Raw genomic sequence first — 26,988 nt, forward strand, 5'->3', positions numbered from 1 at the left:
CAACAGCCACAGCATTGACATAACGACTGGCTGCCACCACAGTTAGCTAAAAAAATAAAGGGAGAACCCCGTGACGGTATGGACTGTAGCCTTATTGGCCCTGTTATATGTGGGCGGATTATTCTGGATTGCCAACTGGGGTGAACGGCATGCCGATGACCGCCTGATACGAAAGTATGGGGGCCTGATCTATAGTCTGGCGCTAGCCGTGTATTGTACGTCCTGGACCTACTATGGCGCTGTAGGAACGGCCGTGACCCGGGGCTGGGATTATATGGCCATTTATCTGGGGCCGATCCTGCTGTTTATCTTTGCCCAGCCGTTCTTATTTAAGCTGCTGTACGTTTCCAAAAAACAAAACGTAACTTCGATTGCTGACTTTATCTCCGCCCGTTACGGTAAAAGACGCAATATCGCGACCCTGGCTGCCATTATTTGTCTGATTGTCGTTATCCCTTATATTTCGCTGCAACTGAAAGCCGTGGCTGGCTCCTATCAGGTATTACTTGGTGGCGCTTTTGATGATGCACAGGTCGCCTGGTATCAGGACAGCGCCTTACTCAGCGCCGTAGCAATGGCGTTTTTTGCCATTTTATTTGGTACCCGCAAACTGCATCTGACTGAACAAAATCGTGGCGTGATGGTGGCTATTGCCTTTGAGTCAGTGGTCAAGTTGTTTGCGCTGCTGACGTTGGCAATTGCGGTTTATGTATTTATTCTGGATACGGATCAATCTGCGCTACGCGCCTTTACTGAGCATTCGATCCGCCAGCAGGAAAAGCTCGACACCCCCGGACTGGTCGAGTTTATTACCAAGACTATTTTAGCGATGGTGGCGGTATTTATGCTACCGCGGCAGTTCCATGTCGCCTTTGTCGAGAACGTTTCGCACCATCATTTACGGCATGCCCGGCGCTGGTTTTCCGGTTATCTGTTAGCTGTCACCCTGGTGGTGATCCCGATTGCCGTTGCCGGTATGCAGTTGTTTCCCGGTATTCTGGCGCAGGCTGATAGTTTTGTACTGCTGATCCCATCCAGTATGAACTGGAATGTACTGAGTATTATCGTCTTTATCGGTGGCTTCTCGGCTGCAACTTCAATGATTATTATCGCTACGCTGGCATTGTCGACGATGATCAGTAATGACGTAGTAATGCCGGGCTTACTGAAATCTACCAAGCAAAAAGGCATGTCGCATGATTTTAGTCTGCTAATTCTGCTGGTGCGCCGCACCATGATTATTGTGGTGATGGCGCTGTCATATCTTTACTACAGTATTTTTGCCCGCAACTATGAGCTGGCTGAAACCGGCTTGCTGGCCTTTGCGCTGACCATCCAGTTGGTACCGGCCGTAATAGGGGGGCTGTATTGGCGTCGCGGCAATGCCTATGGCGTCTATGCCGGCTTAAGCTTGGGACTGCTGCTGTGGTTTTACACCCTGATGCTACCGCAGTTGGTCAATGCCGGTGTGATCAACAGCGACATTATGCAGCAAGGCTTGTTTGGCCTCAGCTGGCTGCTACCTACTTCGATGTTTGGTATCCAGCTTGATTCGCTTAGTCATGGCGTGATTATTTCACTGGGTTTTAATCTGTTTGCTTACTTGCTGGTGTCTTTGACCACCACAGTCAATCTTCAGGACCGCTTGCAAGCAGTGGCCTTTGTTAAGCCAAATCTACCTATTAATCATCAGGATACACCAGCGCGCCGTATCCGGATCCGCAACAATGATTTGAAAACCCTGTTAGAGCGTTTTGTCGGCCCGCAGCGTGCGGCAGAATGTCTGGCGGAGTTTGGTCGTAAACAGCAGCAAAGTGTGCAGTTGGATGATTTGCCCTCAGTCGGCCTGGTCGAACACGTAGAGCGTGAACTGTCCGGCGTGATTGGCGCGTCTTCGGCATCAGCGATGGTTAATGCAGTATTGGAAGGGCGGCAACTGGCCTTTGAAGATGTGGTGACTCTATTTGACGATACCACCCAGGCGATCCAGTTTTCACGCAAGATCTTGTTTTCCACACTGGAGCATCTGAGTCAGGGCGTTAGTGTGGTAGACCGTGACCTGAATCTGGTGGCCTGGAATAAAGCCTATCTGGAAATGTTTAACTATCCGGAGGGGATGATTCGGGTAGGTCGGCCAGTTGCCGATATTGTACGGCTGAATGCCGAGCGCGGTCTTTGCGGGCCTGGTGATCCGGACGAGCATGTTGAAAAGCGTACCCTGCATATGAAAAACGGCACCGCCCATGTGTTTCAACGGGTAAGGCCGGATGGCCGGGTCATTGAAATGCGCGGCAATCCGATCCCCGGTGGTGGCTTTGTAACCAGCTTTACTGATATTTCAGAGCACGTAAAAGCCGTGCAGGGCCTAGCGGAAGCCAAACAATATCTGGAAGATCGGGTTAATGAACGTACTCAGACGATTTCTGAGATGAACCAGGAGTTACTGGCCGAGGTATCCAGGCGGCGCGAAACCGAGCAGCAATTGCTGCAGGCTAAAGCCGAAGCGGAAGCGGCTAATGCCTCGAAAACCCGCTTTTTGGCGCTGGCCAGTCACGATATTTTGCAGCCGCTGAATGCTGCCCGCTTGTTTACTGCCGCTTTAGCCGGGGTGAAGGAACCGCAGCAGCAGGCGGCGATCCTTAACCAGCTGGATAATTCGTTAAAGGCGTCAGAAGAGCTGATCTCTACCCTGTTGGAAATTGCCAAACTGGATGATGGCAAGCTACAGCCGAATGTACAGCCGGTAGCCTTAAAAGACTTACTGGCACAACTGGCTGAGGAATATCGTCTGGTGGCGGATCAAAAAGGCTTGCAGCTAAGTGTGCGCAGTAACCGCTATCAGGTGATGACTGACGCTACCTATTTGCGCCGGATCCTGCAAAATATGTTATCCAACGCCATTAAGTACACTATAAGTGGCCGGATCTTGCTGGGTTGTCGCAAACGCGGCAGTCAATTATTACTACAGGTCTGGGATACCGGTCCCGGTATTGCTGAGCCGGATCTGCAGCGTATTTTCGAAGACTTTTACCGGATTGATGCCACTGCCAAAGGGCAGCAAGGCGTTGGGCTCGGTCTTGGTGTGGTGCACCGGATGGCGAAACTGCTTGGGCATCCGCTTGAGGTGCGCTCCTGGCCTGGCAAAGGCACGGTATTTAGTATTAGCTTGCCGTTGGCGGCGGTCAAAGTGCGGCAGGAGCTGACGGTTGAAACCAGCCTGCAGCAAAGGCCCTTACCCGGGTTGAGTGTCGTCTGTGTCGATGATGATGCCGCGAATTTATCCGCGCTTAAAGTCTTACTGGAGCAGTGGCAAATCAGTGAGGTACAGTGTTTTTATGATACCGATGCTTTAATGGCGTATGCGGCCACCGCCGCGGCGCCGGATGTGATCTTGCTCGATTACCAGCTGGGGCAACAGCTAAATGGTCTGCAGTTGTATCAGCAAATCCGCCAACATTGGGGTGCGGTGCATGGCGTACTGGTGTCAGCATCACCACAGGCTGATCTGGCGGCGCTGGCAAAAGCTCAGGGCTTAATGTTTCTGGCGAAACCCATTAAACCGGGTGCGCTCAGAGCCACCTTAAATCACTTTAAAATGTTAAAGCGGGCTGGCACGGTTGCTGACTAAGCCCGCGCGAAGCGGGCGGTCGGGAAATCCCTTACAGAGAGGGCACGATATTAAAGCGGATTTGCTGCAATGCTGGCAGGCTAGTGCTGCTGCGCCATAGCGCGGTCTACGGGGGGTTCCAGCGTCAGGCGCTGTGCCTGGATCACCACCTGAGTGCGGTTAGTACAGCCTAATTTGCGGAAAATCGCGGTAATATGCGCTTTTACCGTGGCTTCTGAGATATGTAAATCATAGGCGATCTGTTTATTCAGCCAACCTTCTGTCAGGTAATACAATACCTTATACTGCTGTTGGGTCAATTGGGCGACTTTAGCGGCTAAATCCAGATCCTGTTCAGTTTCCTGTTGATCCAGCACCTGCTTACGCAGCTCTGCCGGCACCCATAATTCACCTTCCAATACCGCATTCAGGGCACTGCTGATATCCTGCGGCCTTGCTGATTTTGGCACATAGGCTGAGGCGCCGAATGCCATCACGCGGCGGATCACATCCAGGTCTTCACTGGCCGAAATCACCACTATCGGTAAGCTGGGGTAGTTTTTGCGCAGCTGGATCAAGCCAAGGAAACCACAGTTACCAGGCATATGTAAATCCAGTAGCAATAAGTCTGCATCAGGATGCTGCTCCAGCGCGGCGCAGGTGCTGTCAAAACTATCAGTCTCAATTGTCGCTTTGGTAGCAAAGGTGCTGCTAATGGCGTTGATCAGCGCATTGCGAAATAACGGATGATCATCTGCGACGATAAGCTTCGCCATTGTTTCCTCCAGCATAGTTCTGGTTATAGTTATAAGAAAGGCCGCAATGTGGCGGCCTTTCTGCTGCAACTGGAGACACGCAAGCTCAGGGAGCGGTGTTGGTGTCCTACTTACGATTTAAGCGGTTATTCACCAGAATTTCAACTACTGACGGATCAGCCAGAGTTGAAATATCACCTAATTGGTCATGCTCATTCGCGGCAATCTTCCGCAGAATACGGCGCATAATCTTACCTGAGCGGGTCTTCGGTAGGCCTGCTGGAGCCCACTGTATCAGATCCGGACTGGCAATAGGTGAAATTTCTTCACGTACCCAGGCGCGAATGGCTTTCGTCAGATCTTCACTGGGTTCAACACCAACCCGTGGCGTGACATAAACATAAATACCCTGGCCCTTAATATCGTGCGGATAGCCAACCACAGCGGCTTCGGCGATAGCTTCATGCGCTACCAGGCAGCTTTCGATTTCCGCAGTGCCCAGACGGTGGCCTGAGACGTTTAACACATCATCGACCCGGCCGGTTAACCAGTAATAACCATCTTCATCCCGGCGCGAACCGTCGCCGGTAAAGTAACTGCCCGGATAGGTGCTGAAATAGGTTTGTTCAAAACGCTCGTGATCGCCATACAGGGTACGCATTTGACCCGGCCAGCTGTCGGTAATTACCAGATTGCCTTCGCCAGCGCCAGTGACCGTTTTACCCTCGTTATCAACGATAGCCGGTTTAACGCCAAAGAAAGGACGGGTCGCTGAGCCGGGCTTTAAAGCAGTGGCACCCGGTAACGGCGTGATCAAAATGCCGCCGGTCTCAGTTTGCCACCAGGTATCGACGATAGGGCAGTTACCCTTACCGAATTTATCGTGATACCAGTTCCAAGCCTCAGGATTGATAGGTTCACCGACACTACCCAGTACCCGTAAAGAGTTCAGGTTGGTGCCCTCGACTGGCGTTTCACCATGTGCCATCAGGGCACGAATGGCGGTTGGCGCGGTATACAGAATATTGACCTGATATTTGTCGACAATCTGCGCGATACGCTTCACGCTGGGGTAGGTTGGTACCCCTTCAAACATCACGCTGCTAGCCCCGTTGGCCAGCGGGCCATAAACAATATAGCTGTGACCGGTTACCCAGCCAACGTCAGCGGCGCACCAGTAGATATCACCATCGTGGTAATCGAACACATACTGATGGGTCATAGAGGCATACACCAGATAGCCACCCGTTGTGTGCAGTACCCCTTTGGGCTTACCTGTTGAGCCGGAGGTATAAAGAATAAATAGTGGATCTTCGGCGTTCATCGGCTCAGGCGCGCACTCTTTTGGCTGCGCAGCAATCAGTTCGTGATACCACAGATCGCGGCCCTGATGAAAATCAATCGGCTTACCAACGTGTTTAATCACAATAACGTTCTGCACCGGATTGGCATCACCCAGATGCGCCAAAGCGATATCAGTATTATCTTTCAGGTTGGTGGCCCGGCTACCACGCAGGGCCTGATCGGTGGTGATCACCAGCTTGGAATCACAGTCGGTGATCCGGCTACCCAGCGCATCCGGTGAGAATCCAGCAAAAACCACTGAGTGTACGGCGCCAATGCGGGCGCAAGCCAGTAACGCTACTGCCGCCTGCGGGATCATCGGCAGATAAATCGTCACCCGATCTCCTTTACCAACGCCCAGCGCACGCATGGCGTTAGCCAATTGGCAGGTCTCTTCGTATAACTCGCGATACGTGACTTTTTTCTCAACACCGGGCTCATCGCCTTCCCAATAAAAGGCAACCTGACCGCCCCGCGTTGCCAGATGACGGTCCAGACAGTTAACGCTGGCATTCAGCACACCGTCAGCAAACCATTTGATGCTAACGTTACCCAAAGCGAAACTGGTGTCCTTTACCTGGGTATAAGGCTTGATCCAGTCCAGTCTTTTACCGTGTTCGTTCCAGAAAGCTTCCGGCTGCTCTACCGATCCGCGATACATCTCAAGATATTGCTCATTGGTGACATGAGCGCGTTGTTTGATGGTTTCCGGTACCGGATAAAGTGTTGCTTGTGTCATAACATCCCCTGCGGAGCTTATTAAAATAATGAGGTATTTCTAAAGGAGCATTCACATAAAAGGAATTAGACCATAGTCTAGACGAGCTGCTGCGGTTATGCGAACTGCGACTAAAGGCTAATTGCACATAATGATAGTGTCGACCAAAGTTTACAAAGAAGAGACTGCCAGCTGTAGTTTCTGTAAAATAACCGCGAAGACAGTAAAACTATAAAAACCAATGGAGAACTCCAGATGAGACAAAGAAAGACGCTCAACGCCCTGACTGCAGCTGTGGCACTCGCTCTGACAGCAGGTGCGGCTCAGGCTAATAACGGTTTTAAGGTTGGCGATACCGAAGTTACCTACGGTGGTTTTATTAAATTAGATATGATGTATACAGAGTCAGACGGCGAGATTGCGGCGTTAGGTCGGGATTTATACGTACCATCTTTGACTCCGATTGGTGGCAATAGCACCTCACGTTTTGATTCGCATGCCCGCCAGTCACGTTTCTTCTTCGGCACTTCAACTGACTTAGGTAACGGTGAGAAGCTTACCGGTCGTTTAGAATTCGATATGATGACCAGCACCAATGGTAATGATGAGCGCACCACCAACGGCTATAGCCCCGTTATTCGGCATGCCTTTGTTACCTACAAAAACTGGACTGTTGGCCAAACCTGGTCGAACTTCATGGATTTACAATCCTTACCTGATACGCTTGATTTCGTGGGTAATACGGATGCCGCAGTCTTTATCCGGCAACCTCAGGTTCGTTATACGTCCGGCAATTTCTCTGTAGCGATTGAAAACCCAGAAAGTACCGTAACGCCATTCGGCGGTGGCGGTCGCATTACCACCGATGATAATGCGACGCCGGATCTAACCTTCGGTTACAACTTTAAAGCCGGTAATGCGTCTTTCCGTCTGGGTGGTTTATTGCGGCAAATCGCCATCGACGAAGGTGTGTTTGACGATACCGTCACCTCTTACGGTGTTTCGTTCAGCGGTAAGTTTAATCTGGCAAATAATGACGATATCCGTTTTACCCTGAACCATGGTAAGGGCTTAGGCCGTTATGTGGGCTTAAATACCATTAATGGCGCTGTGTTAACAGGCACTACTAATGCGGCCCGGCTGGAAGCAATTGACGTAACCGCATTCTCTGTAGCTTATCGGCATTTGTGGAACGACAAGTGGCGTTCTACCTTCCTGTATTCGATGTTAAGCGCTGATAACGATACCACCTTAACCGGAACCGGCGTGACTAAGAGTACCCACAGCTACAGCGCTAATGCTCTGTATCAGTTCAATCCGAAGTTTATGATGGGTATTGAATATAAGTTTGCGAATCGTGAAATTGAAAGCGGTCGCGACGGTGATATGCATCGCATTCAGTTTAGCGCCAAGTACGACTTCTAAGTAAGGCTAATGCCCAACTAAAAACCACCGCTTTGACGGTGGTTTTTTATTGCCGCCAGTTTGCTTGAGGTTGGCGTTGTTGGCTGAGTGTTTCGATCCGACGTCGATGTACTCAAAAAAAGATATCGAAAAGAAAGATACTTGTAAGAAGATAATAAAAAAGCCGGCATTTGCCGGCTTTTCCACAGAGCGGTGATTTACTCCGCTTGACCCGGTTTGGTCATAGGCGCAGATACTGCCTGACGGGCAAAGGCTGAACCGGCTGGCCGCTCAGACGATTGCACCGGCGGACGCTGTTCGGCGCTGGCAGCATTGATCACGATCTCCTGCTGAGTATCGGTAACTGCCGCTGGTTTAGTCATTTCCGCGACTACCATATTACCAAAGCGGCTGCCAGCAGGGCGCTTGGCCGTAGCAGGTGCTACTGCTGTTTCAACTGCAACGGTTGCTGCTGCTTCAACTGGCGCGGCTGCTGTTGGCTGCACTGGTGCTGCTGTGGCTAATTCAGTGGTTGCGGCTTGCTCAACGGCCGGCTCTAACGCCAGGCTTTGTTGTTCAGGGCTGCTCTGGCTGGCGACCGCGTCCTCAGTTGTCGAAACCTCTGCTGCTGCCACATCAGTCTCAGCAACCGGACCTTGCGTTGCGGCATCAGCTGTATCCGCTTTTGTCGTACGACGACGGCTGCGGCTACGGGCTGGTTTGTCTTCAGCATCGACAGGGCTTTCTTCTGACGTAGCTGTCTTAACAGCGTCGTCAGTAGCCACCTCAACTGCGACAACCACAGGCTCTGCGACCGTCTCAGTAACAAGCTCTGAGGCGACAGTCGCTGCAGTCTCGGCTGTGGCTGCAGCAACAGGGGTCTCTGCTTGGCTACTAACAGCAGCTTGTTCCGCTATGACAGTGGCTGTTACCGTTTCATCTGCGGCAGCTGTTTCCTCAATGGCATTATCGGTTTGCTCTTTGCGACGCTTTTGACCGGCAGCGCGCAGATGACGTGGTGAACGACGGCTACGGCTGCGCGGCTCAGCAGCTTCTGCGGCATCATCAGCTAACACCTCAGTTTCAGGCGCGACTGCTGAGGCAACAGTGGCTTGAACCCCAGTATCAACAACAGTGTCAACAATAGTATCAACTACAGCCTCAGGCGCCTTGGTCAGGGCTTCTGGCGCTGCGTCAACCACAGCGGTCGCAGCTGCACTGACTGCAGGCTCAGCAGCGGTTACCGGCGTTTCTGTTGCAGCAGCGTTAGCGACGGCTTCTGCTTTTGCTACCCGTACCGAACGTTGTAACTGACGACGGGCCCGACGCTCAGCGGCAGCGGCGCGGCTATTTGGCTCGTCCGCTTCCTCACGTTCTACCTTATCCACCTTAGCTTCAGCTTGCGCTTTACGGGCCTCTTGCTGCCGTGGCTGACGTTCTTGTTGCTTCGGACGCTCCTGGCGCTCCGGGCGACTGGCCGGGCTTGCTTTTTCTTCGCTTACCTTGTCCTGTGCTTTATCGGCAACTTTCTCAACCTGATCGCGACGCTTGTTGTTACGATTATTGCGTCTTCTGCTATCGCCACGTTCACCGCGCTCACCACGTTGTTCCGGACGAGCAGCTGATTTCTCTTTCGGTTTATCCGCCGGTTTTTCCGCTGCCGGTGCGGCAAACAAACCCGATAACCAACTTCCTAAACGACTGAATAAACCAGGTGTGCTGGCCACAGGGGCAGCAACTTCGGCAACGACAGCTTTCGGTTGCGGTGCCGGCGCAGCAGTTTGCGCCATACTCAGTGCCGATACTGCCGGCTTTTCTTTTACCGCATCCGAAGCAGGCTGATACAGCTTGGTGGTGTGCTCTGGAACCTTGGTCAGGTTATAGCTGACATCTTCGATCTCTTCATCGATACGGATGCGGATCACTTCGTAGTTTGGTGTTTCCAGATGCTCATTCGGGATCACATACACCTGGACGCCATTGCGCTGCTCGATGCGACGTACACCTTCACGTTTTTCGTTCATCAGATAAGTAGCAACTGATACCGGCACCTGTGCCTGCACCTGGCTGGTGTTATCTTTAATCGCTTCTTCTTCGATTAAACGTAAAATTGACAGGGCAGAGGACTCAACACTGCGGATAGTGCCGCGGCCATGACAACGCGGACAGACATGACCGGCTGACTCACCCAGTGACGGACGTAAACGCTGCCGTGACATTTCCAGCAGACCAAAACGTGAAATCCGGCCAATTTGTACCCTAGCACGGTCTTGCTTCACGGCGTCTTTTAAACGGTTTTCCACTTCACGCTGATGCCGTACCGGCGTCATATCGATAAAGTCGATCACGATCAGACCGCCCAGGTCACGTAAGCGCAGTTGGCGGGCGATTTCATCGGCCGCTTCCAGGTTGGTATTAAAGGCGGTTTCCTCGATATCGCCGCCTTTAGTGGCTTTCGAGGAGTTAATATCAATCGCAGTTAAGGCTTCGGTGCTGTCGATAACGATAGAACCACCAGAGGGTAACCGTACTTCACGGCGGAAGGCGGTTTCGATCTGGTTTTCAATCTGATAGTGCATAAACAGCGGCACTTCACCCTGATACATCTTCACGCGGTGCGCGAAGTCAGGGCGGAATTGCTGGATATAAACCTTGGCTTCTTCGAAAATCTTCTGGCTGTCGATCAGGATCTCACCGACATCGCGGCGCAGATAATCACGAATAGCACGGAAAACCACATTGCTTTCCTGGTGGATCAGGAAAGGCGCGGCACGCTTCTGCGCTTCTTCGGTAATCGCCGACCAGTGTTTCAGCAGGGCTTTTAAGTCGTAATCCAGTTCTTCATAGGATTTGCCGACGCCAGCAGTACGCACGATCAGACCCATGCCATCCGGCATTTCCAGCTGGCCTAAGGAATCTTTTAATTCCTGACGCTCATCGCCTTCTATACGGCGGGAAATGCCACCGGCGCGCGGGTTGTTCGGCATCAGTACCAGGTAAGAACCGGCGAGACTGATAAAGGTGGTCAGCGCGGCGCCTTTTTGGCCACGTTCTTCTTTATCAATCTGGATAATGACTTCCTGACCTTCTTTTACCACTTCTTTGATGTTTGGACGACCATCGAAGCTGTAACCGGCAGGGAAATATTCGCGGGAGATTTCTTTTAATGGCAGGAAACCATGGCGCTCAGCACCGTAGTCAACGAAGGCGGCTTCTAAACTCGGCTCGACCCGCGTGATTTTACCTTTGTAAATATTGGCTTTCTTTTGTTCATGGCCTGGGCTTTCAATGTCCAGGTCGTACAGTTTCTGGCCATCGACCAGGGCTACGCGGATTTCTTCTTCCTGCGTGGCATTAATTAACATTCTTTTCATTGTATGGTGACTCTATTGCGAAGCCACAACACAACAACCGGGCACCTGAGTGTCAGCCGTTATCAAACACAGAAGGGTGCAGTCTCACGACTGGGTGCTTGAGGGAACCTAATTTTACGTTTTACAACCCCGCTGCCGGCAAAATAGTGCCTGGCAGCGGGGTTTTCGTTATGCTTTCTGACACACAGCGCCTGCAGGCGTTGTGTTCTGACTAATCTTTACTGTTGTTGCCCGGTGACCGGACTTTGTGTTTTGCCGTTGTTGGTAACAAATTACTCAACATTACCTCAGGCAAGTGGCAGTGGATTAACGCCGGGGTTATAAAAAACATTGGTTTTCACCACGATTTCGGTATGATCACATCCCCTGACGGTGCCGCACAAATTCTCTTATGTCACTTTGAGCGCCCTAATTGCCGTATTTCGGCACAATTAGCGGGCTGATTATCCCACTAATCTGCGCTGATTAGCAACTGAATTGTAATTTTAGCTGAGTATTTTGCAAACATGACCGATGAAATAAAATTGCCAGTACAAATGATTGAAATTGAAGATGATTTCATCGGTCAGCGCATAGACAACTTTTTAATCGCCCGGCTGCGCGGTGTACCAAAAAGTGTGATTTACCGCGTTTTGCGCAAAGGCGAGGTGCGGGTGAATAAAAAACGCATCAAACCTGAGTATAAATTAGAGCAGGGTGATGTGGTGCGGGTACCGCCGTTGAGCGTTGCCAGCGAACCCGATGCGGTATCAGTGAAACTGAGTCTGGTCAAAGATCTTGAGCAGCATATTTTGTATGAAGATAAAGATTTGATCGTACTGAATAAACCTTCGGGTATGGCGGTGCATGGTGGCAGTGGTTTGCAGTTTGGCGTAATCGAAGCGCTACGGGCGCTACGCCCGGACGCTAAGCATCTGGAATTGGTGCACCGGTTGGATCGCGATACCTCGGGCTGTTTGCTGATCGCAAAAAAACGCTCAGTTTTAACTCATTTACACGAGCAGCTACGCAATAAAACGGTAGAGAAAAAATACTGGGCGCTGGTTGCCGGCGATTGGGATAACAAAGTACGCAAGGTCACAGAGCCGCTGCGAAAAAATACGCTGCAGTCCGGTGAGCGGGTGGTCAAAGTGGATGCTGTGGAAGGCAAGCCATCGGAAACCCGGTTTCGGATTTTGCAGCGCTATCAGGAAGGCACCCTGGTTGAAGCCTTTCCGGTTACCGGCCGTACGCATCAGATCCGGGTTCATACCGCCTGTAAAGGCCATCCGATTGCCTGTGATGACAAATACGGCGATAACCAGTTTAGCCAGCAGATGCAGCAAATTGGACTTAACCGGCTGTTTCTGCATGCCTTTAGCTTAAGCTTTATCCATCCGATCAGCGAAACCACTATGCGCTTTGAAGCACCATTGGATTCGAAATTAAGCCAGACTCTGGAACGGTTAAACCGTAAGTAACAAGGTTAAAACAGCGTAACGACGCGGAGTAGTGATGTCAGCAGTAAAACTGGTTATTTTCGATTGGGACGGTACCGTGATGGACTCGGTCGGACGTATTGTGTCCTCAATGCGCGCCGCCGCAGCCTTAACCGCATTAGAGGTACCCAGCCATGATGCGGTAAAACAAATTATTGGCCTGAGCCTGGATCCGGCCTTTGACCAGCTGTTTCCGACCGCCAATAAAGCCCAGCGGCAGCAGATATTTGAACATTACCGCGATCAATATGTGCTGCATGACACCACGCCTACTCCCTTATTTGCAGGTGCTGAGGCAACGTTAAAGCAGCTGGCTGAGCAGAATATCCTGTTGGCAGTGGCAACCGGTAAGGCGCGCAAAGGGCTGGATCGGATGTTTGCCGAAACCGGGCTGGCGCCATACTTTGCTACCAGCCGCTGTGCCGATGAAGCGCAGTCAAAGCCACATCCGGATATGCTTCAGCAAATTATCACTGAACTCGGTGTTAATGCGGAACAGGCTATTATGGTCGGCGATACCAGCCATGACTTGAAGATGGCACAGGCGATTAATATGCCAAGGGTAGGGGTAAGCCATGGCGCCCATCCGGTATCGGTATTGGCGCAATATCAGCCGCTGGCGATTATTGACCACTTACCAGAGTTAACCTCACTGGTTTTGCAGTAACAGATTTAAGCCTTCATGACGTAGCATCGCCAACAGCCTGATCACTGGTAAGCCAATCAGGCTGTTGGGGTCATCACCTTGCAGTTTGTCAAACAGGGCGATACCCAACCCCTCACTTTTAAAGCTGCCGGCGCAATCCAGCGGCTGTTCCCGCGCCACATAGTGGCGGATTTCGGCATCACTCAGCTCACGAAAATGCACCACAAAGGGGTCAATCGCTTGCTGAACCTTGCCGGTTGCTGCATTCACCACGGCCAGCCCGGTTAAAAACGTCACTGCCTGGCCGCTAAACCGTTTGAGCTGGGCTTCAGCATTAGCTACAGTATGCGGCTTACCAAGTATTTCACCCTGAAATACCGCGACCTGATCTGAACCGATAACTAAACCATCACTTAGCGTCGCCGCTACAGCATTGGCTTTAGCGAGCGCCAGCCGGTTAACCAGGGCTTGTGCGGTTTCGTCAGGTAAAGGGCTTTCATCGACCTCGGGTTTAACACAGCTAAACTGTGTGGTCAGCTTTTGTAGCAAGGCGCGCCGGTAAACAGAGGTAGAGGCCAGATAGAGTGGCGGATGCTGCTGCGTAGTCATTTTTCATCCTTAGGGTGATTTCACGCTATGATTCAGGGGGCGGGCGCACTATAATGCCAAGCCGCGCTATTCGCCAGAAAGCTGCGAGAAATATGTTAAAAAACCTGCAGAACCCTTTGACACTCAGGGACTGCTTCTATATGATGCGCGCCTTATGCAAAAAGTGAAAATACCTGTTACGCTGGATCCGGTAAAGGCAGCGCAAAAGCGGTCAGACTACGAAGGCATTATTGTGCTGAGTACGTTAACCCGACTTTCTGAGAGCTTGCTGAGTAACGACGGCGAAGTAACAGTCAGAATTGAATGCGGAACTGACCAGCAGGGACTGACTGTACTACAGGGTACAGCAACTTGTCTGGTAAGTGTAAAGTGTGAGCGATGTGGCGAAGCGATGCCGCTCACACTAGACTGCAGTTTTGCATATACTCCGGTTAACGGAGATGATGATGCGGCTTTGGAGTTGATTCCTGAGCGCTACGACGTGATCGAACGTGATGAACACGGCGAAATTAATTTACGGCAGCTGATTGAAGACGAGTTGATTCTGACGCTTCCTTTGTACCCGATGCATGCGCCTGAAGATTGTTCAGTTAATCCAGACAGTATGAGTTTCGGTGACATAGGCCCGGAGCCGGAAAAGCCCAACCCGTTTGCAGTGCTGCAAGAATTGAAGAAAAAGTGATTTAGGAGAAATACAATGGCTGTTCAGCAAAACAAAAAATCTCGTGCACGTCGTGACATGCGTCGTTCACACGATGCTTTAACTGGCCCAACGCTGTCAGTTGATTCAACTTCAGGTGAGACGCACCGTCGTCACCACATTACTGCCGACGGTTTCTATAAAGGCCGTAAAGTAAAATAAGTCCGGACCCTTGTCCTGACGGTTTTTACTGGTAGTAAAGTGCAGCCGCTAAAGCCGACTCTGGCTTTAGATATGATGGGGGGCGACTTCGGCCCCCGATCTACTATACCTGCCGCCCTGGCAGCGTTAACAGAATTCCCCGAACTCGAACTTGTGTTTTGTGGTGACCAGCCACTGCTTAGCCGTATGCTGACTGAAGCCGGCGTTGCTGCGCATCCGCGCATTCGCTTTGTGCACAGTGACGATCAGGTTTCGATGGCCGATAAACCCTCATTGGCTTTACGCACTAAACGCGACTCTTCGATGCGCCACGCCCTCGATCTGGTTGAGCAGGGTAAGGTTCAGGCCTGTGTCTCTGCCGGTAATACCGGTGCTCTGATTGCAATGGCGCACTATGTACTGAAAATGCTCAATGGCGTCGAGCGGCCTGCGTTGGTCAGTGCCTTACCCAGCTGCAACGGTAAGCCAGTGTATATGCTGGATTTAGGTGCTACCGTCAATTGTGATGCTGACACCTTGTTTCAGTTTGCGGTAATGGGCGCGGTGATGGCCGAAGAAGTGATCGGCATCCGGGCGCCGCGCGTGGCACTGCTAAACATGGGCGAAGAAGAAATTAAAGGCTCGGATCAAATCAAACGCGCCTCACAGTTACTGCAGGAATGCCGGGATCTGAATTATATCGGCTATATCGAAGGTAATGATATTTTCTCCGGTAAGGCGGATGTGATTGTTTGCGATGGTTTTGTCGGTAACGTGGCGCTAAAAACCTGCGAAGGGGTAGCGAAACTGATCCTGAAGCGGGCGCAACAAGGCGTGAAACAGCGGCCTTTTGCTGCTTTATTAAGCTGGCTGTGTAAACCTGCCCTAAAAAGTCTTTATCAGGGGATGAACCCCGACCAGTATAATGGTGCAAGTCTGATAGGATTGCGCGGCATTGTAGTGAAAAGTCATGGAAATGCGACGAAAGACGCATTTTTAAGTGCCATCCGACAAGCAGTGTGCGAGGTTCAACGCCAGGTACCTGCAAAAATAAAAGATCGGCTGGAACAGGTTCTGATAGATAAAGCATAGGCCAGCATGTACTCAAGAATTATTGGTACCGGAAGTTATTTTCCGGCAACAGTCCGCACTAATGCGGACTTAGAGTCTATGGTGGAAACCACAGACGAATGGATTATCGAACGCACGGGTATTAAAGAGCGGCGCATTATCGGTAAAGACGAAAGTGTGGCGACCATGGGTGCTGCTGCTGCCCGGAAAGCACTGGAAGCAGCAAACGTAGATAAAAACAGTGTCGATATGATTATCTGCGCCACCACCAGTGCCTCGCGCGCCTTACCCAGTGCCGCCTGCGAAATTCAACGCGAACTGGATATTCCTGCTATTCCTGCCTTCGATATCGCTGCCGCCTGCGCCGGTTTTTGTTATGCCTTAAGTATTGCCGATCAATACATTAAAACCGGTCTGGCAAAACGTATCCTGGTGATTGGCTCAGATTGTCTGTCACAGCTGGTCAGCCCGGAAGATCGCTCTATGGTGATCCTGTTTGGTGATGCCGCCGGAGCCGTGTTACTGGAAGCGTCAGAACAGCCAGGTATCCTATCAACCCATATTCATGCCGACGGTAAATACTCAGAATTGCTTTACGTCGATAACCCTATTCGCGGTGACGAAGCCTCGGTACATAACTCCTGGGGTAGCATGAAGGGTAACGACGTCTTTAAAGTTGCGGTAACCAAGCTGTCTGAAGTGGTTGAGCAAACCCTGGCGGCTAATAATATGGACAAATCGCAAATCGACTGGCTGGTGCCGCATCAGGCGAACTTACGGATTATTGCTGCCGTGGCGCGTAAGCTGGATATGTCGATGGATCAGGTGGTGATTAACCTGGACCGCTATGGCAATACCTCGGCGGCGACCGTACCGACAGCGCTGGATGAAGCAGTGCGTGATGGTCGGATTCAGCGTGGTCAAACCTTATTGTTAGAAGCCTTTGGCGGCGGTTTCGCCTGGGCCTCTGCACTGGTTCGCTACTAAGCTTTTATTTCAATGAAAATTCTTAATTTCAATGCAGGCACCTTTTAACAGGGTATAACGATGACGAAAAAACTTGCAATTGTCTTTCCTGGTCAGGGTTCACAGAGTGTTGGCATGTTAGCCGATCTGTATCAAACTTATCCGCTGGTACAGGATACGTTTAACGAAGCTTCAGCGGCACTGGGTTATGATTTGTGGGCACTGGTTGCGAATGGCCCGGAAGAGCAGCTGAATGAAACCCAGCGCACCCAGCCGGCGTTATTAACGGCTTCCGTTGCCGTCTGGCGTGTATGGCAGCAACAAGGCGGCGCTACGCCAGCCTATTTTGCCGGCCACTCGTTAGGCGAATACTCGGCACTGGTTTGTGCTGGTGTACTTTCTCTGGCCGATGCGGTAAAACTGGTAGAAAAGCGTGGTCAGTATATGCAGCAGGCAGTGCCGGCCGGGACTGGCGCCATGGCAGCAATTATTGGTCTGGACGATGCGGCTATTGCCAAAGCTTGTGCCGACGCGGCTCAGGGTGAAGTCGTGGCGCCGGTTAACTACAACTCACCAGGTCAGGTGGTGATTGCCGGTCATAAAGCAGCGGTAGAGCGGGCCGGTGAAGCCTGTAAAGCGGCCGGGGCTAAGCGTGCCTTGCCATTACCGGTTAGCGTACCATCGCATTGTGCACTGATGCGTCCGGCGGCTGGGCAACTGGCCGCTGATTTAGCTGCGCTGCATTTTAATACGCCGGTCATACCTGTGGTTAATAATGTCGATGTCGAGCAGGCAGACAGTGCTGAAGCGATTAAAGATGCATTAATTCGTCAGCTGTATAGCCCGGTGCGCTGGACGGAAACCATTGAGTATTTCGCCGCGCAGGGCGTAACCGAGGTACTGGAACTGGGCGCGGGCAAGGTCCTAAGTGGCCTGATTAAACGCATTAATAAAGAGCTTAGCACCAGCTCAATCACAGATAGCGCCTCGTTAAGCGCTGCCCTTACAGCAGAATAAGGTAACAAGATGACAGCATTTATTTCATTAGAAGGTAAGGTCGCGCTGGTAACAGGCGCCAGCCGGGGGATTGGTAAAGCCATTGCTGAACAGCTGGCAGCACTGGGTGCCAAAGTGGTCGGTACCGCGACCAGTGAGAAGGGCGCAGCCGCTATTTCTGACTATCTGGGCGCTAACGGCAAAGGCTTAGTGTTGAATGTGACCGATGCCGATTCTGTTGAGCAATGTCTGGCGCAAATCAAAGAAAGCTTTGGCGAGATCGATATTCTGGTAAATAATGCCGGTATTACCCGCGATAATCTGCTGATGCGGATGAAAGATGAAGAATGGTTTGATATTATGCAGACCAATTTAACTTCGGTGTATCGGCTGAGCAAGGCGGTACTGCGTAGCATGATGAAAAAGCGTTTTGGCCGCATCATTACTATTGGCTCTGTTGTGGGCTCAATGGGCAATGCCGGACAAACCAATTATGCTGCGGCGAAAGCGGGTGTGCTGGGCTTTACCAAATCACTGGCCCGTGAAGTGGCATCACGCGGTATTACCGTAAATGCTATCGCACCGGGTTTTATTGATACGGACATGACGAAAGAGTTGTCGGACGAGCAAAAAGAAGCTATTTTCTCGCAAGTCCCTGCAAATCGTTTAGGGCAGCCAGAAGAAATTGCGGCGACAGTGGCATTTCTGGCGTCCACGCAGGCAGCCTATATTACCGGTGAAACAGTTCACGTTAACGGCGGTATGTATATGGTGTAAGCAAATCAGGTTTGACCAGCAAAAAATGCCAAGGGCATTGCTTGCATCAACCCCTGCTTACGCATAAACTAGCGCCAAACCAAATTGCACGATTTGTTGCGATTTAGATGAGAAAAAGGAAGAAAAGATGAGCAACATCGAAGAACGCGTTAAAAAGATTATTGTTGAACAACTGGGCGTTAAAGAAGAAGAAGTGAAAAACGAAGCTTCTTTCGTTGACGACCTGGGTGCAGACTCACTGGACACAGTAGAGCTGGTGATGGCGCTGGAAGAAGAATTCGATACTGAAATTCCAGACGAAGAAGCAGAGAAAATCACCACGGTGCAATCAGCCATTGATTACATCAAAGCCCACGCTGAATAAGCCGAAAGCTTGAGAAACGGGTAGCGAGGCTACCCGTTTTCGTTTTAAGAATCAGAAAAACAGGTATCTACGGAGGACACGGTGGCAAAACGTCGTGTAGTGGTAACAGGTTTAGGAATGTTGACGCCGCTGGGCAATGATGTGGCCAGCAGCTGGCAGGGACTGCAGCAGGCGAAAAGCGGCATTGGCCTGATCGAGCACTTTGACACCAGTGCTTATACAACTAAATTTGCCGGCTTAGTCAAAGATTTTGATGTTGAGCCTTATTTCCCGGCGAAAGACGCCAAAAAAATGGATTTGTTTATCCAATACGGCGTAGCAGCAGCCATGCAGGCCTTTCGTGACTCCGGCCTGGAAATCAATGAAGTTAACGCCCATCGCATTGGTGCCGCTATCGGTTCCGGTATTGGTGGTTTAGGTTTGATTGAAGAAAACCACACCAAGCTGCTGAATAGTGGCCCGAAGCGTTTATCACCGTTCTTTGTGCCATCAACCATTATTAATATGATTGCCGGCCAGTTGTCGATTATGCTGGGCTTAAAGGGCCCGAATATCAGTATCGTTACGGCCTGTACTACAGGTGTACACAATATTGGTCAGGCCGCGCGGATGATTGCTTATGGCGATGCCGATGTTATGGTCGCCGGTGGTGCGGAAAAAGCCTCAACCGAGCTCGGTATGGGCGGTTTTGGCGCGGCTCGCGCGTTATCAACCCGTAACGATGCGCCGCAACAAGCCAGCCGGCCCTGGGATAAAGATCGTGATGGCTTTGTGCTGGGCGACGGTGCTGGTGTTATGGTGCTGGAAGAATATGAGCATGCCAAGGCGCGTGGTGCGAAAATTTACGCCGAGCTGGTCGGTTTTGGCATGAGCGGTGATGCCTACCATATGACTTCGCCACCGGAAAACGGTGATGGCGCTGCCCGGGCGATGCAAAATGCACTGAATGATGCTCAGGTTAACCCGGAGCAAGTGCAGTATATCAATGCCCACGGTACCTCAACGCCAGCGGGTGATATCGCGGAAACCATGGCGATTAAAACCGTATTTGCCAACAACCTGGATAAACTGATGGTCAGCTCATCGAAGTCGATGATTGGTCACCTGTTAGGTGCTGCCGGTTCAGTGGAGTCCATTATTACAGTGCTGTCGCTGCAGGATCAGCTGGTGACGCCAACCATTAACCTGGATAATCCAAGCGAAGGTTGTGATCTGGACTATGTGCCGCATCAGGCGCGTCAGGCGAAACTGGAGTATGCACTGTGTAACTCCTTTGGTTTTGGTGGTACTAACGGTTCGATTTTGTTTAAGAAAATCTAAGCCGCGATGCTGTTTGCAAGAAACCGCAGTTAAATACTGCGGTTTTTTTATGGTGCGCCGGGCATGGCGCGCAGCGCCTTGACCGGCGCTATCTGCTGACTGTGGTGGTTAGCAGGTGACTTGGAGGTGAAAGTCCTCTACACACCCGGCAAGGGGAAGTGTTAGCTGAACGGCAAGGGTGCCTATCGTGAGGTAGGATCTGAAGGAAGCTGAAAGCAAAATGCTGGCCTGACGAACAGGAAGCGGTTTAGGCGTTGTAGCAGGGTAAGGTGGCCATTATCACTAAAGCCCAATACTTGCATGGAATGCTGCAACGTAAAGCCGACAGGCATAAGCAGGAAGGTCGCGCGAATTACCCCGGGAGGTCTGATGGTCTGCCAAAGTGCTACTAACATCGGAAGGTGTTGGGATGGGCCATCAGAAGTCAGCCGAGGCCGTAGTAGTGCTGAAACCAACAGCATGAAGGGCTGAACATGTTTAACCGCGATTAGGACATTGGACCTCGATGCTGATTGATGATGCACAAGCGCAGGAAACTGCGGCCATGAATAGCAGATGCGAACAGAATTCGCCGACGCGGCATTATGGTGCTGAAATTAACACGGCGGCCAATGGGCGAACGAAAGCGGAAGTACCGCTGACGATGGAAGCGGTGATAACCCGAGATAACCTGATGCTGGCGTATCAGCGAGTGGTGGAAAACAAGGGTGCAGCAGGGGTTGATAACCTGAGTGTATCGGCATTAAAGCCATGGCTGAAAGCACACTGGCCAAGTGTCAGAGAAGCACTGATAACGGGTAGCTATCTGCCACGGAGGATACGCAAAGTCGATATTCCCAAGCCAAATGGCGGGATAAGGACACTGGGTATACCGACCGTAGTGGACAGACTCATCCAGCAAGCGATAGCGCAAGTGCTCACGCCTCACGTTGAGCCCGGCTTCTCACACTCCAGTTATGGCTTCAGAGCAAACCGCAATGCATGGCAAGCTGTGCGCCAAGCGCAGCAGTACATCCATAGCGGCAAACGCTGGGTTGTGGATATGGATTTAGAGAAGTTCTTTGACCGGGTAGACCACGACATCCTGATGTCGAGGTTAGCCCGAATCATCAAAGATGACCGGTTACTCAAACTCATCCGCCGATATCTGGAAGCAGAAATGGTAGATGAGCAGGGTGTGTTAAAACGTGATAAGGGTATGCCACAAGGCGGACCGCTGTCACCACTGTTATCAAATATCCTGCTGGACGAACTGGACAAGGAGCTTGAACGGCGCGGACATAGCTTCTGCCGCTATGCGGATGACTGCAACATCTATGTCAGTAGTCAAAAGGCAGGCGAGCAGGTGCTTTGCAGCATCGGTGAATTCTTAGAGAAAACATTGAAGCTGCAGGTGAATGAGCAGAAAAGTGCAGTCGCCAGGCCCTGGGAGCGCAAGTTCCTGGGATATAGCTTCACCAAGCACCAGGTCGTGCGACTGAAAATTGCGCCAAGCAGTGTAGACAGGCTGAAAGATAAAATCCGAAGTCTGACGACAGGAAACGGCTCAAAGTCAGTGGCAAAGGTTATCAGTGAATTAACACCGGTGCTGCGAGGATGGATAAGCTACTTCCGCCTGACCGAAGTCAAAGGCGTGCTTGAGGAGCTGGATGGTTGGATACGGCGCAAACTACGTTGCTTGTTATGGCGACAATGGAAGCGACCTTACACCCGAGCCAGAAAGCTAATGAAAGCGGGTCTTGATGAAGTCAGGGCGTGGGCGTCAGCTTGTAATCAACGCGGAGCGTGGTGGAACTCGGGGGCCAGCCACATGAATCAGGCATATAAGAAAAGTCTGTTCCAGAAAGCTGGACTAGTATCACTGCTGGATTGCCACCGGCAGTYCCAGTGTTAACATGAACCGCCGTATGCGGAACCGCACGTACGGTGGTGTGAGAGGACGGCGGGAGTGATCCCGCCTCCTACTCGATCAGCTAAAGCCGCTAAACCGGGCTTTGCTTTGCAAGGCGGCAGCCTTAAGGCATACTGAGCCCAACCTTATGCAAAGCTGTGGCAAATTTTTGTAAAGAGCAGATATGGCTGATTTTATATTAATTAATTCGCCAAACAGTACCGCCGTTGCCGGCGGCTGCCGCGCTTTACAATATGGCGATGGCTTGTTTACGACAATGCGGGTAAGTCAGGGGCAGATCGCGCTCTGGTCGTTGCATCTGGCACGGCTACAACACAGTGCCCGGCGCCTTGGCTTTGTTGAACCCGACTGGCAACAGCTTAGCGCCTGGCTGCAGGTGCAAGCCCGGCAAATGACAGCTGATTGCGTATTTAAACTGCTGATTTCACGCGGTATTGGTGGTCGCGGTTATGCAGCGGATCCAAAGGCTGAAGTCAGCTGTTATTTGTATCAGGCACCGATGCCGGATTATCACGCGCTAAAGGCCGCCGGTTTAAAGGTGGGGCTGGCCAAACTGCGTCTGGCAGCGCAACCGGCGTTGGCAGGGTTAAAGCACTGTAACCGGCTGGAGCAGGTACTGCTAAAACAAGAGCTGGCGGGCACAGCATTAGATGATTTGGTGGTGGCAGACAGCAATGATCTGGTGATAGAGGGCAGTGCCGCCAATCTGTTTTATCAGTTGCACGGGCAGTGGTACACCCCGCCGCTGGATAAATGCGGCGTAGCAGGGGTAATGCGCAGCCATATTATGCAGCAGCAGCCGCAGATCACTGAACGGCCGTTAGCGCTACACGAATTGCCGCTTCTAAGCGCGATGTTTTTTAGCAATGCACTGCTGGGGATAGCCGCAGTGCGAGAATTAGATGGCCGGCCGCTGCCGATGGCGGCCGTGCATAGCTTACAACAACAGGTATTATGCTAAGACGTTTATCTTATTGGCTGCCGGTGCTACTGGTCCTGGTACTGGTTGCCGGCAATAGTTACTGGCAACAGGCACAGCAGGCCTTATTGGCGGCTCCGATCCGTTTTAGCGAAGCCTTGTACGAGGTAAAGCCCGGTGCTTCGGCCCGACAGTTATGCCGGCAGTGGCAAACCCAGCAACAACTGACCGCCTGGCAGTGCCAGCAGTTGAAACTTTATCTGCGCCAACACCCAGAGCAGGCGCAATTGCAACAGGGCCTGTACCGGGTAGAGGCCGAAATGTCGTTGCAACAGGCATTGGCACTGTTTCGCTCGGGTCGGGTCGCACAATTTAGTGTTACCCTGATTGAGGGCGAAACCCTGGCGCAAAGCTGGCAACGCTTTGCCGATCTACCTTATTTACAGCAGGATTTGCAGCAGATCGCCGAATTACAGCAGCTGTTACGCTGGCCAGCTGAGTGGGGCGAATTGGCGCCGATGCCAGAGCTGGCTCAGCAAATGGAAGGATTATTCTTTCCGGATACCTATTTTTATACTGCCAACAGTAAAGCCAGCGCTATCTGGTTGCGCGCCCATCAGGCACTGTTAACGCAGCTGGAGCAGATTTGGCAGCAACGGCAACCCGATTTGCCGCTGCAAACTCCCTATCAGCTGCTGATACTGGCGTCGATTATTGAAAAAGAGAGTGGTTTGCAAGCTGAACGCGGTCTGGTTAGTTCGGTGTTCGTCAACCGTCTAAATACCGGGATGCGGCTGCAAACCGATCCGACAGTGATTTATGGTGTAGCGGATTATAATGGCCGCATTACCCGGGCACATTTGCGTGATCCACACCCTTACAATACCTACCGGCATCATGGTTTGCCACCGGGGCCGATTTCACTGGTGAGTATCAGTGCGCTCAAAGCGGCAGCAGCACCGGAGCAAAGCGATTATTACTACTTTGTCAGCCGCGGTGATGGCTCCCACGTGTTTTCACAAACACTAGAGCAGCATAACAGTGCAGTACGCAAATATATTCTTGGACAAAATAATGAGCAGTAACGGCAAGTTTATCGTTATCGAAGGGCTGGAGGGCGCCGGTAAAAGTACCGCCATCGCCACCGTGAAGCAATACCTGGAAAGCCGTGGCCATCAGGTGGTTTGCACCCGCGAGCCGGGCGGAACACCATTGGCGGAACAGTTAAGGTCCTTAGTGAAACAAGCGGATTTACAGGAACAGATTGCACCAGAAACCGAACTCTTATTGATGTATGCCTCACGGGTACAACTGTTGACCAATGTGATCCGGCCGGCGCTCTCTGCCGGTAACTGGGTGCTGGCTGACCGGCATGATTTATCGTCACGCGCTTATCAGGGCGGTGGCCGGCAACTCGGTGACCAGCTGATTGATACATTACGCCAGGCGGTACTGGGTAATACCAGGCCAGATCTGACACTGTATCTGGATCTTGATCCGGCACTCGGCTTAGCCCGTGCTGCCAGCCGCGGTGAATTGGATCGGATTGAACAGGAACAACTGGGCTTTTTCCAGCGCACCCGGGCCAAATATCTGGAGATCGCCGGCAAAGAGCCGAATATCGTGGTGATTGATGCCAGTCAGCCGCTAGCCGAGGTGCAGCGGGCGCTGTTGACTGCCCTGGCTGCGGCCGGAGTTTAAGATGGCGCTGGTGCAACTGCACAATTATCCGTGGTTGGCTGAGAGCTTTGATAAGCTCTCCTTACTGTATCAGCAACAACGGCTAGCGCATGCCTTATTGCTAAGCGGCCCGGAGGGGATGGGCAAGTTTGAACTGGCGCAGCTGCTGGGGGCTTTGCTGTTATGTAAGAGCCCGCATGCAGGTCAGCACTGTGGCCAGTGTAAAAGCTGTTTACTGTTAGCCGCCGGTAACCATCCAGATTTACTGCTCCTGCAACCCGAGGGCACTAGCCTGGGCGTGGATGAAATCCGCCGTCTGACCGACTTTACTCAGGGCAGGGCGCAGCAACATGGCCATAAGGTGATAATTGTACGTCATGCTGAACGGATGACCGAAGCCGCCGCCAATGCGCTACTTAAAACCCTGGAAGAGCCGCCGGCCGGCTGTTTTTTACTGTTGTGTACTGCGCAGGCGCAGCGGTTAAAACCGACTATTTTAAGCCGTTGCCAACGCTGGGCCTTAGCGCCGCTGGCGCCACAGGCGCTGGCAGATTATCTGGCAGCACAGCACAGCGGTCCCATTGCTGATTTTATTATCAGCTTTAGTGGTGGGGCGCCGCTAAAAGCTATGGCGTTGCTGCAATCGGACCAGTACGCGACCCTGGATACGCTGTTACAGCAGTTATTCACTGTACTGTTGCAACGGCAACCGCTGCAGCCGATGCTCAAAACCCTGGAAGGGCGCACAGATCTGTCGTTGATCCTGAGTTATCTGCTACATAAATTTAGCTCAGAGCAGCGGTTAGGTGCACAGCAGCTGCAGACTATGCAACAAAGCTTAATCCGCTTCTGCCGTGACGAGCAGCATATTTTAGGGCAAAATAAGAGTCTGGCAATCAGCGCTATACTTAGTGAATGGCAACAGTTGTTGGCGCCGGCGCGCGCTCAGCCTGGTCGTCGCTAACCGGAGGCAAAAATGGAAGAGCTGGCATTAGGTTTTACTGATACGAAAGAGCTTTATCGCTGTTATATGTCTTTTTTTAAAAACGGTGGCCTGTTTATTCGCTCGGCACGACATTACCGGTTGGGTCAATCATTAGCTCTAAGTGTTACCCTGCCTGATGCACTGGATCCGATCCCGGTAACGGGAAAGGTCGCATGGGTTTCCCCGCTGGGGGCACAAAGCTCGAATCCTGCCGGGATTGGCGTGGCTTTTATAGATGATAAACATAATCTAAGTAATCGAATTGAAAAGCTGTTGGGGGCAATGCTCCACAGCAATGAACCTACTTATACCATGTAAAGATTAATTTTTTATTAGGTGCAGGTCCCATCTTTGTTGAGGTTGTTTTGTTTGTAGATTCTCATTGTCATCTCGATCGATTAGAGCTGGATAAGTTAGGTTTAGATCTGGAGGGTGTTATTGCAAATGCTCAGCAACGTCAGATCGAGCATCTACTTTGCGTTAGCGTATCTTTAGCCGAATACCCGGCGATGGCAAAGCTGGTGAAACCTTATCATCAGGTTTCAGTTTCATGTGGTGAACATCCTTTGCATCAAAGCGATAGTGTGGATGTTGAGCTGCTGGCCAAACTAGCTGCAGGAGCTGAAGTGGTTGCTGTGGGGGAGACCGGATTAGATTATTTTTATAGTCCGGATAGTAAACTTAGCCAGCAAGACGGTTTTGTTAAGCACATTAGTGTGGCCAGGAAATTACAGAAACCACTGATTATTCATACCCGAGATGCCCGATCTGATACTATTGCATTAATGAAAGCGCACGCGGCAGACGAAGCAGGCGGTGTGTTGCACTGTTTTACCGAGAACTACGAAATGGCCAGGGCTGCTCTGGATCTGGGCTTCTATATTTCGTTGTCAGGGATTGTGACTTTTCGCAATGCCACTGAGCTACGCGACGTAGTGCGTAAATTACCGCTGGATAGATTATTGATTGAAACCGATGCGCCTTATCTGGCGCCGGTGCCGCATCGAGGCAAAACTAATCAACCGGCTTATGTAACAGATGTAGCGGCCGCAATGGCTGATCTGAAAGCGGTAACTGTGCAGCAATTAGCAAAACAAACAACCGATAATTTTTACCAGCTGTTTCCGTTAGCACGTGCCAAACGCTCTGCTGGCTGAGTGATATCTGTCTTTTATCTGAATCCTAAAGTTTAGATAAAAGGAGCCCGGAACCAATCCAAATT

23 protein-coding genes are annotated in these 26,988 nt (G+C 51.5%); 19 read left to right on the forward strand and 4 right to left on the reverse strand.

Going from position 1 to position 26,988, the window contains the following annotated elements:
* Positions 1-70: 70 nt before the first annotated feature.
* Complete coding sequence (locus AJE_RS16995) at positions 71-3,628, forward strand: PAS domain-containing hybrid sensor histidine kinase/response regulator (protein ID WP_008951882.1); 3,558 nt, start codon at positions 71-73, stop codon at positions 3,626-3,628.
* Between the two features lie 80 nt (positions 3,629-3,708).
* Here the strand turns inward: AJE_RS16995 and AJE_RS17000 are convergent, their stop codons facing one another.
* Complete coding sequence (locus tag AJE_RS17000) at positions 3,709-4,383, reverse strand: response regulator transcription factor (RefSeq protein WP_008951883.1); 675 nt, start codon at positions 4,381-4,383, stop codon at positions 3,709-3,711.
* Between the two features lie 106 nt (positions 4,384-4,489).
* Complete coding sequence (gene acs / locus AJE_RS17005) at positions 4,490-6,445, reverse strand: acetate--CoA ligase (protein WP_008951884.1); 1,956 nt, start codon at positions 6,443-6,445, stop codon at positions 4,490-4,492.
* A gap of 234 nt (positions 6,446-6,679) precedes the next feature.
* Here acs and AJE_RS17010 point away from each other — a divergent pair, with 234 nt between their 5' ends.
* The gene (locus tag AJE_RS17010; protein WP_008951885.1) at positions 6,680-7,849 is read left to right on the forward strand and encodes a DcaP family trimeric outer membrane transporter; all 1,170 of its coding nucleotides are present in this window, start codon (positions 6,680-6,682) and stop codon (positions 7,847-7,849) included.
* 197 nt (positions 7,850-8,046) lie between these two features.
* On the opposite strand, the gene rne is transcribed toward AJE_RS17010, so the two are convergent.
* The gene (gene rne, locus AJE_RS17015; RefSeq protein ID WP_337445659.1) at positions 8,047-11,202 is read right to left on the reverse strand and encodes a ribonuclease E; all 3,156 of its coding nucleotides are present in this window, start codon (positions 11,200-11,202) and stop codon (positions 8,047-8,049) included.
* Between the two features lie 506 nt (positions 11,203-11,708).
* Here rne and rluC point away from each other — a divergent pair.
* Positions 11,709-12,662: a 23S rRNA pseudouridine(955/2504/2580) synthase RluC gene (rluC, locus tag AJE_RS17020; RefSeq protein ID WP_008951887.1), complete on the forward strand. Its 954-nt coding sequence runs from the start codon at positions 11,709-11,711 to the stop codon at positions 12,660-12,662.
* Positions 12,663-12,696: 34 nt separating this feature from the next.
* Positions 12,697-13,347: an HAD-IA family hydrolase gene (locus AJE_RS17025; RefSeq protein WP_008951888.1), complete on the forward strand. Its 651-nt coding sequence runs from the start codon at positions 12,697-12,699 to the stop codon at positions 13,345-13,347.
* Here AJE_RS17025 and AJE_RS17030 read toward each other — a convergent pair.
* Entirely contained in the window at positions 13,330-13,935 is a 606-nt protein-coding gene (locus AJE_RS17030) for a Maf family protein (RefSeq protein WP_008951889.1), read from the reverse strand. The genes AJE_RS17025 and AJE_RS17030 overlap by 18 nt on opposite strands.
* Positions 13,936-14,089: 154 nt before the next feature.
* On the opposite strand from AJE_RS17030, the gene yceD reads away from it, so the two are divergent.
* The 15 genes from yceD to AJE_RS17100 all read left to right on the forward strand — a co-directional run bounded on the left by yceD (position 14,090) and on the right by AJE_RS17100 (position 26,923).
* The gene (gene yceD, locus AJE_RS17035; RefSeq protein WP_008951890.1) at positions 14,090-14,617 is read left to right on the forward strand and encodes a 23S rRNA accumulation protein YceD; all 528 of its coding nucleotides are present in this window, start codon (positions 14,090-14,092) and stop codon (positions 14,615-14,617) included.
* Positions 14,618-14,632: 15 nt separating this feature from the next.
* Positions 14,633-14,797: a 50S ribosomal protein L32 gene (gene rpmF, locus AJE_RS18315; protein ID WP_008951891.1), complete on the forward strand. Its 165-nt coding sequence runs from the start codon at positions 14,633-14,635 to the stop codon at positions 14,795-14,797.
* A gap of 39 nt (positions 14,798-14,836) precedes the next feature.
* Positions 14,837-15,868, forward strand: a complete 1,032-nt coding sequence (gene plsX, locus AJE_RS17040) for a phosphate acyltransferase PlsX (RefSeq protein ID WP_008951892.1) — start codon at positions 14,837-14,839, stop codon at positions 15,866-15,868.
* Positions 15,869-15,874: 6 nt separating this feature from the next.
* The gene (locus AJE_RS17045) at positions 15,875-16,834 is read left to right on the forward strand and encodes a beta-ketoacyl-ACP synthase III (protein ID WP_008608293.1); all 960 of its coding nucleotides are present in this window, start codon (positions 15,875-15,877) and stop codon (positions 16,832-16,834) included.
* A 60-nt stretch (positions 16,835-16,894) separates the two neighbouring features.
* Positions 16,895-17,830: an ACP S-malonyltransferase gene (gene fabD, locus AJE_RS17050; protein ID WP_008951893.1), complete on the forward strand. Its 936-nt coding sequence runs from the start codon at positions 16,895-16,897 to the stop codon at positions 17,828-17,830.
* A gap of 9 nt (positions 17,831-17,839) precedes the next feature.
* On the forward strand, positions 17,840-18,586 hold the full coding sequence (gene fabG / locus AJE_RS17055) for a 3-oxoacyl-ACP reductase FabG (RefSeq protein ID WP_008608296.1): 747 nt from the start codon (positions 17,840-17,842) through the stop codon (positions 18,584-18,586).
* A 127-nt stretch (positions 18,587-18,713) separates the two neighbouring features.
* The gene (acpP, locus tag AJE_RS17060) at positions 18,714-18,950 is read left to right on the forward strand and encodes an acyl carrier protein (RefSeq protein ID WP_008608297.1); all 237 of its coding nucleotides are present in this window, start codon (positions 18,714-18,716) and stop codon (positions 18,948-18,950) included.
* Positions 18,951-19,031: 81 nt separating this feature from the next.
* A complete protein-coding gene (fabF, locus tag AJE_RS17065; RefSeq protein WP_008951894.1) occupies positions 19,032-20,270 on the forward strand; it encodes a beta-ketoacyl-ACP synthase II in 1,239 nt (412 codons plus the stop codon).
* 544 nt (positions 20,271-20,814) lie between these two features.
* Positions 20,815-22,164, forward strand: coding sequence for a group II intron reverse transcriptase/maturase (gene ltrA / locus AJE_RS17070; protein WP_237709392.1), 1,350 nt, complete (start codon positions 20,815-20,817; stop codon positions 22,162-22,164).
* Between the two features lie 181 nt (positions 22,165-22,345).
* A complete protein-coding gene (pabC, locus tag AJE_RS17075; RefSeq protein ID WP_008951896.1) occupies positions 22,346-23,143 on the forward strand; it encodes an aminodeoxychorismate lyase in 798 nt (265 codons plus the stop codon).
* Positions 23,137-24,186: an endolytic transglycosylase MltG gene (gene mltG, locus AJE_RS17080; RefSeq protein ID WP_008951897.1), complete on the forward strand. Its 1,050-nt coding sequence runs from the start codon at positions 23,137-23,139 to the stop codon at positions 24,184-24,186. The genes pabC and mltG overlap by 7 nt, the downstream gene beginning before the upstream one ends.
* Positions 24,176-24,802 carry a dTMP kinase gene (gene tmk, locus AJE_RS17085; protein ID WP_008951898.1) on the forward strand — a complete coding sequence of 209 codons (627 nt, stop codon included), beginning with the start codon at positions 24,176-24,178 and terminating at the stop codon, positions 24,800-24,802. Before mltG ends, tmk begins: the two co-directional genes overlap by 11 nt.
* Before the next feature lies 1 nt (position 24,803).
* On the forward strand, positions 24,804-25,745 hold the full coding sequence (gene holB, locus AJE_RS17090; RefSeq protein ID WP_008951899.1) for a DNA polymerase III subunit delta': 942 nt from the start codon (positions 24,804-24,806) through the stop codon (positions 25,743-25,745).
* 12 nt (positions 25,746-25,757) lie between these two features.
* The gene (locus tag AJE_RS17095; RefSeq protein ID WP_008951900.1) at positions 25,758-26,084 is read left to right on the forward strand and encodes a PilZ domain-containing protein; all 327 of its coding nucleotides are present in this window, start codon (positions 25,758-25,760) and stop codon (positions 26,082-26,084) included.
* Positions 26,085-26,131: 47 nt separating this feature from the next.
* Positions 26,132-26,923, forward strand: a complete 792-nt coding sequence (locus AJE_RS17100) for a TatD family hydrolase (RefSeq protein WP_008951901.1) — start codon at positions 26,132-26,134, stop codon at positions 26,921-26,923.
* Positions 26,924-26,988 lie beyond the last annotated feature (65 nt).

The organism is Alishewanella jeotgali KCTC 22429, assembly GCF_000245735.1.
Classification (GTDB): Bacteria; Pseudomonadota; Gammaproteobacteria; order Enterobacterales; family Alteromonadaceae; genus Alishewanella; species Alishewanella jeotgali.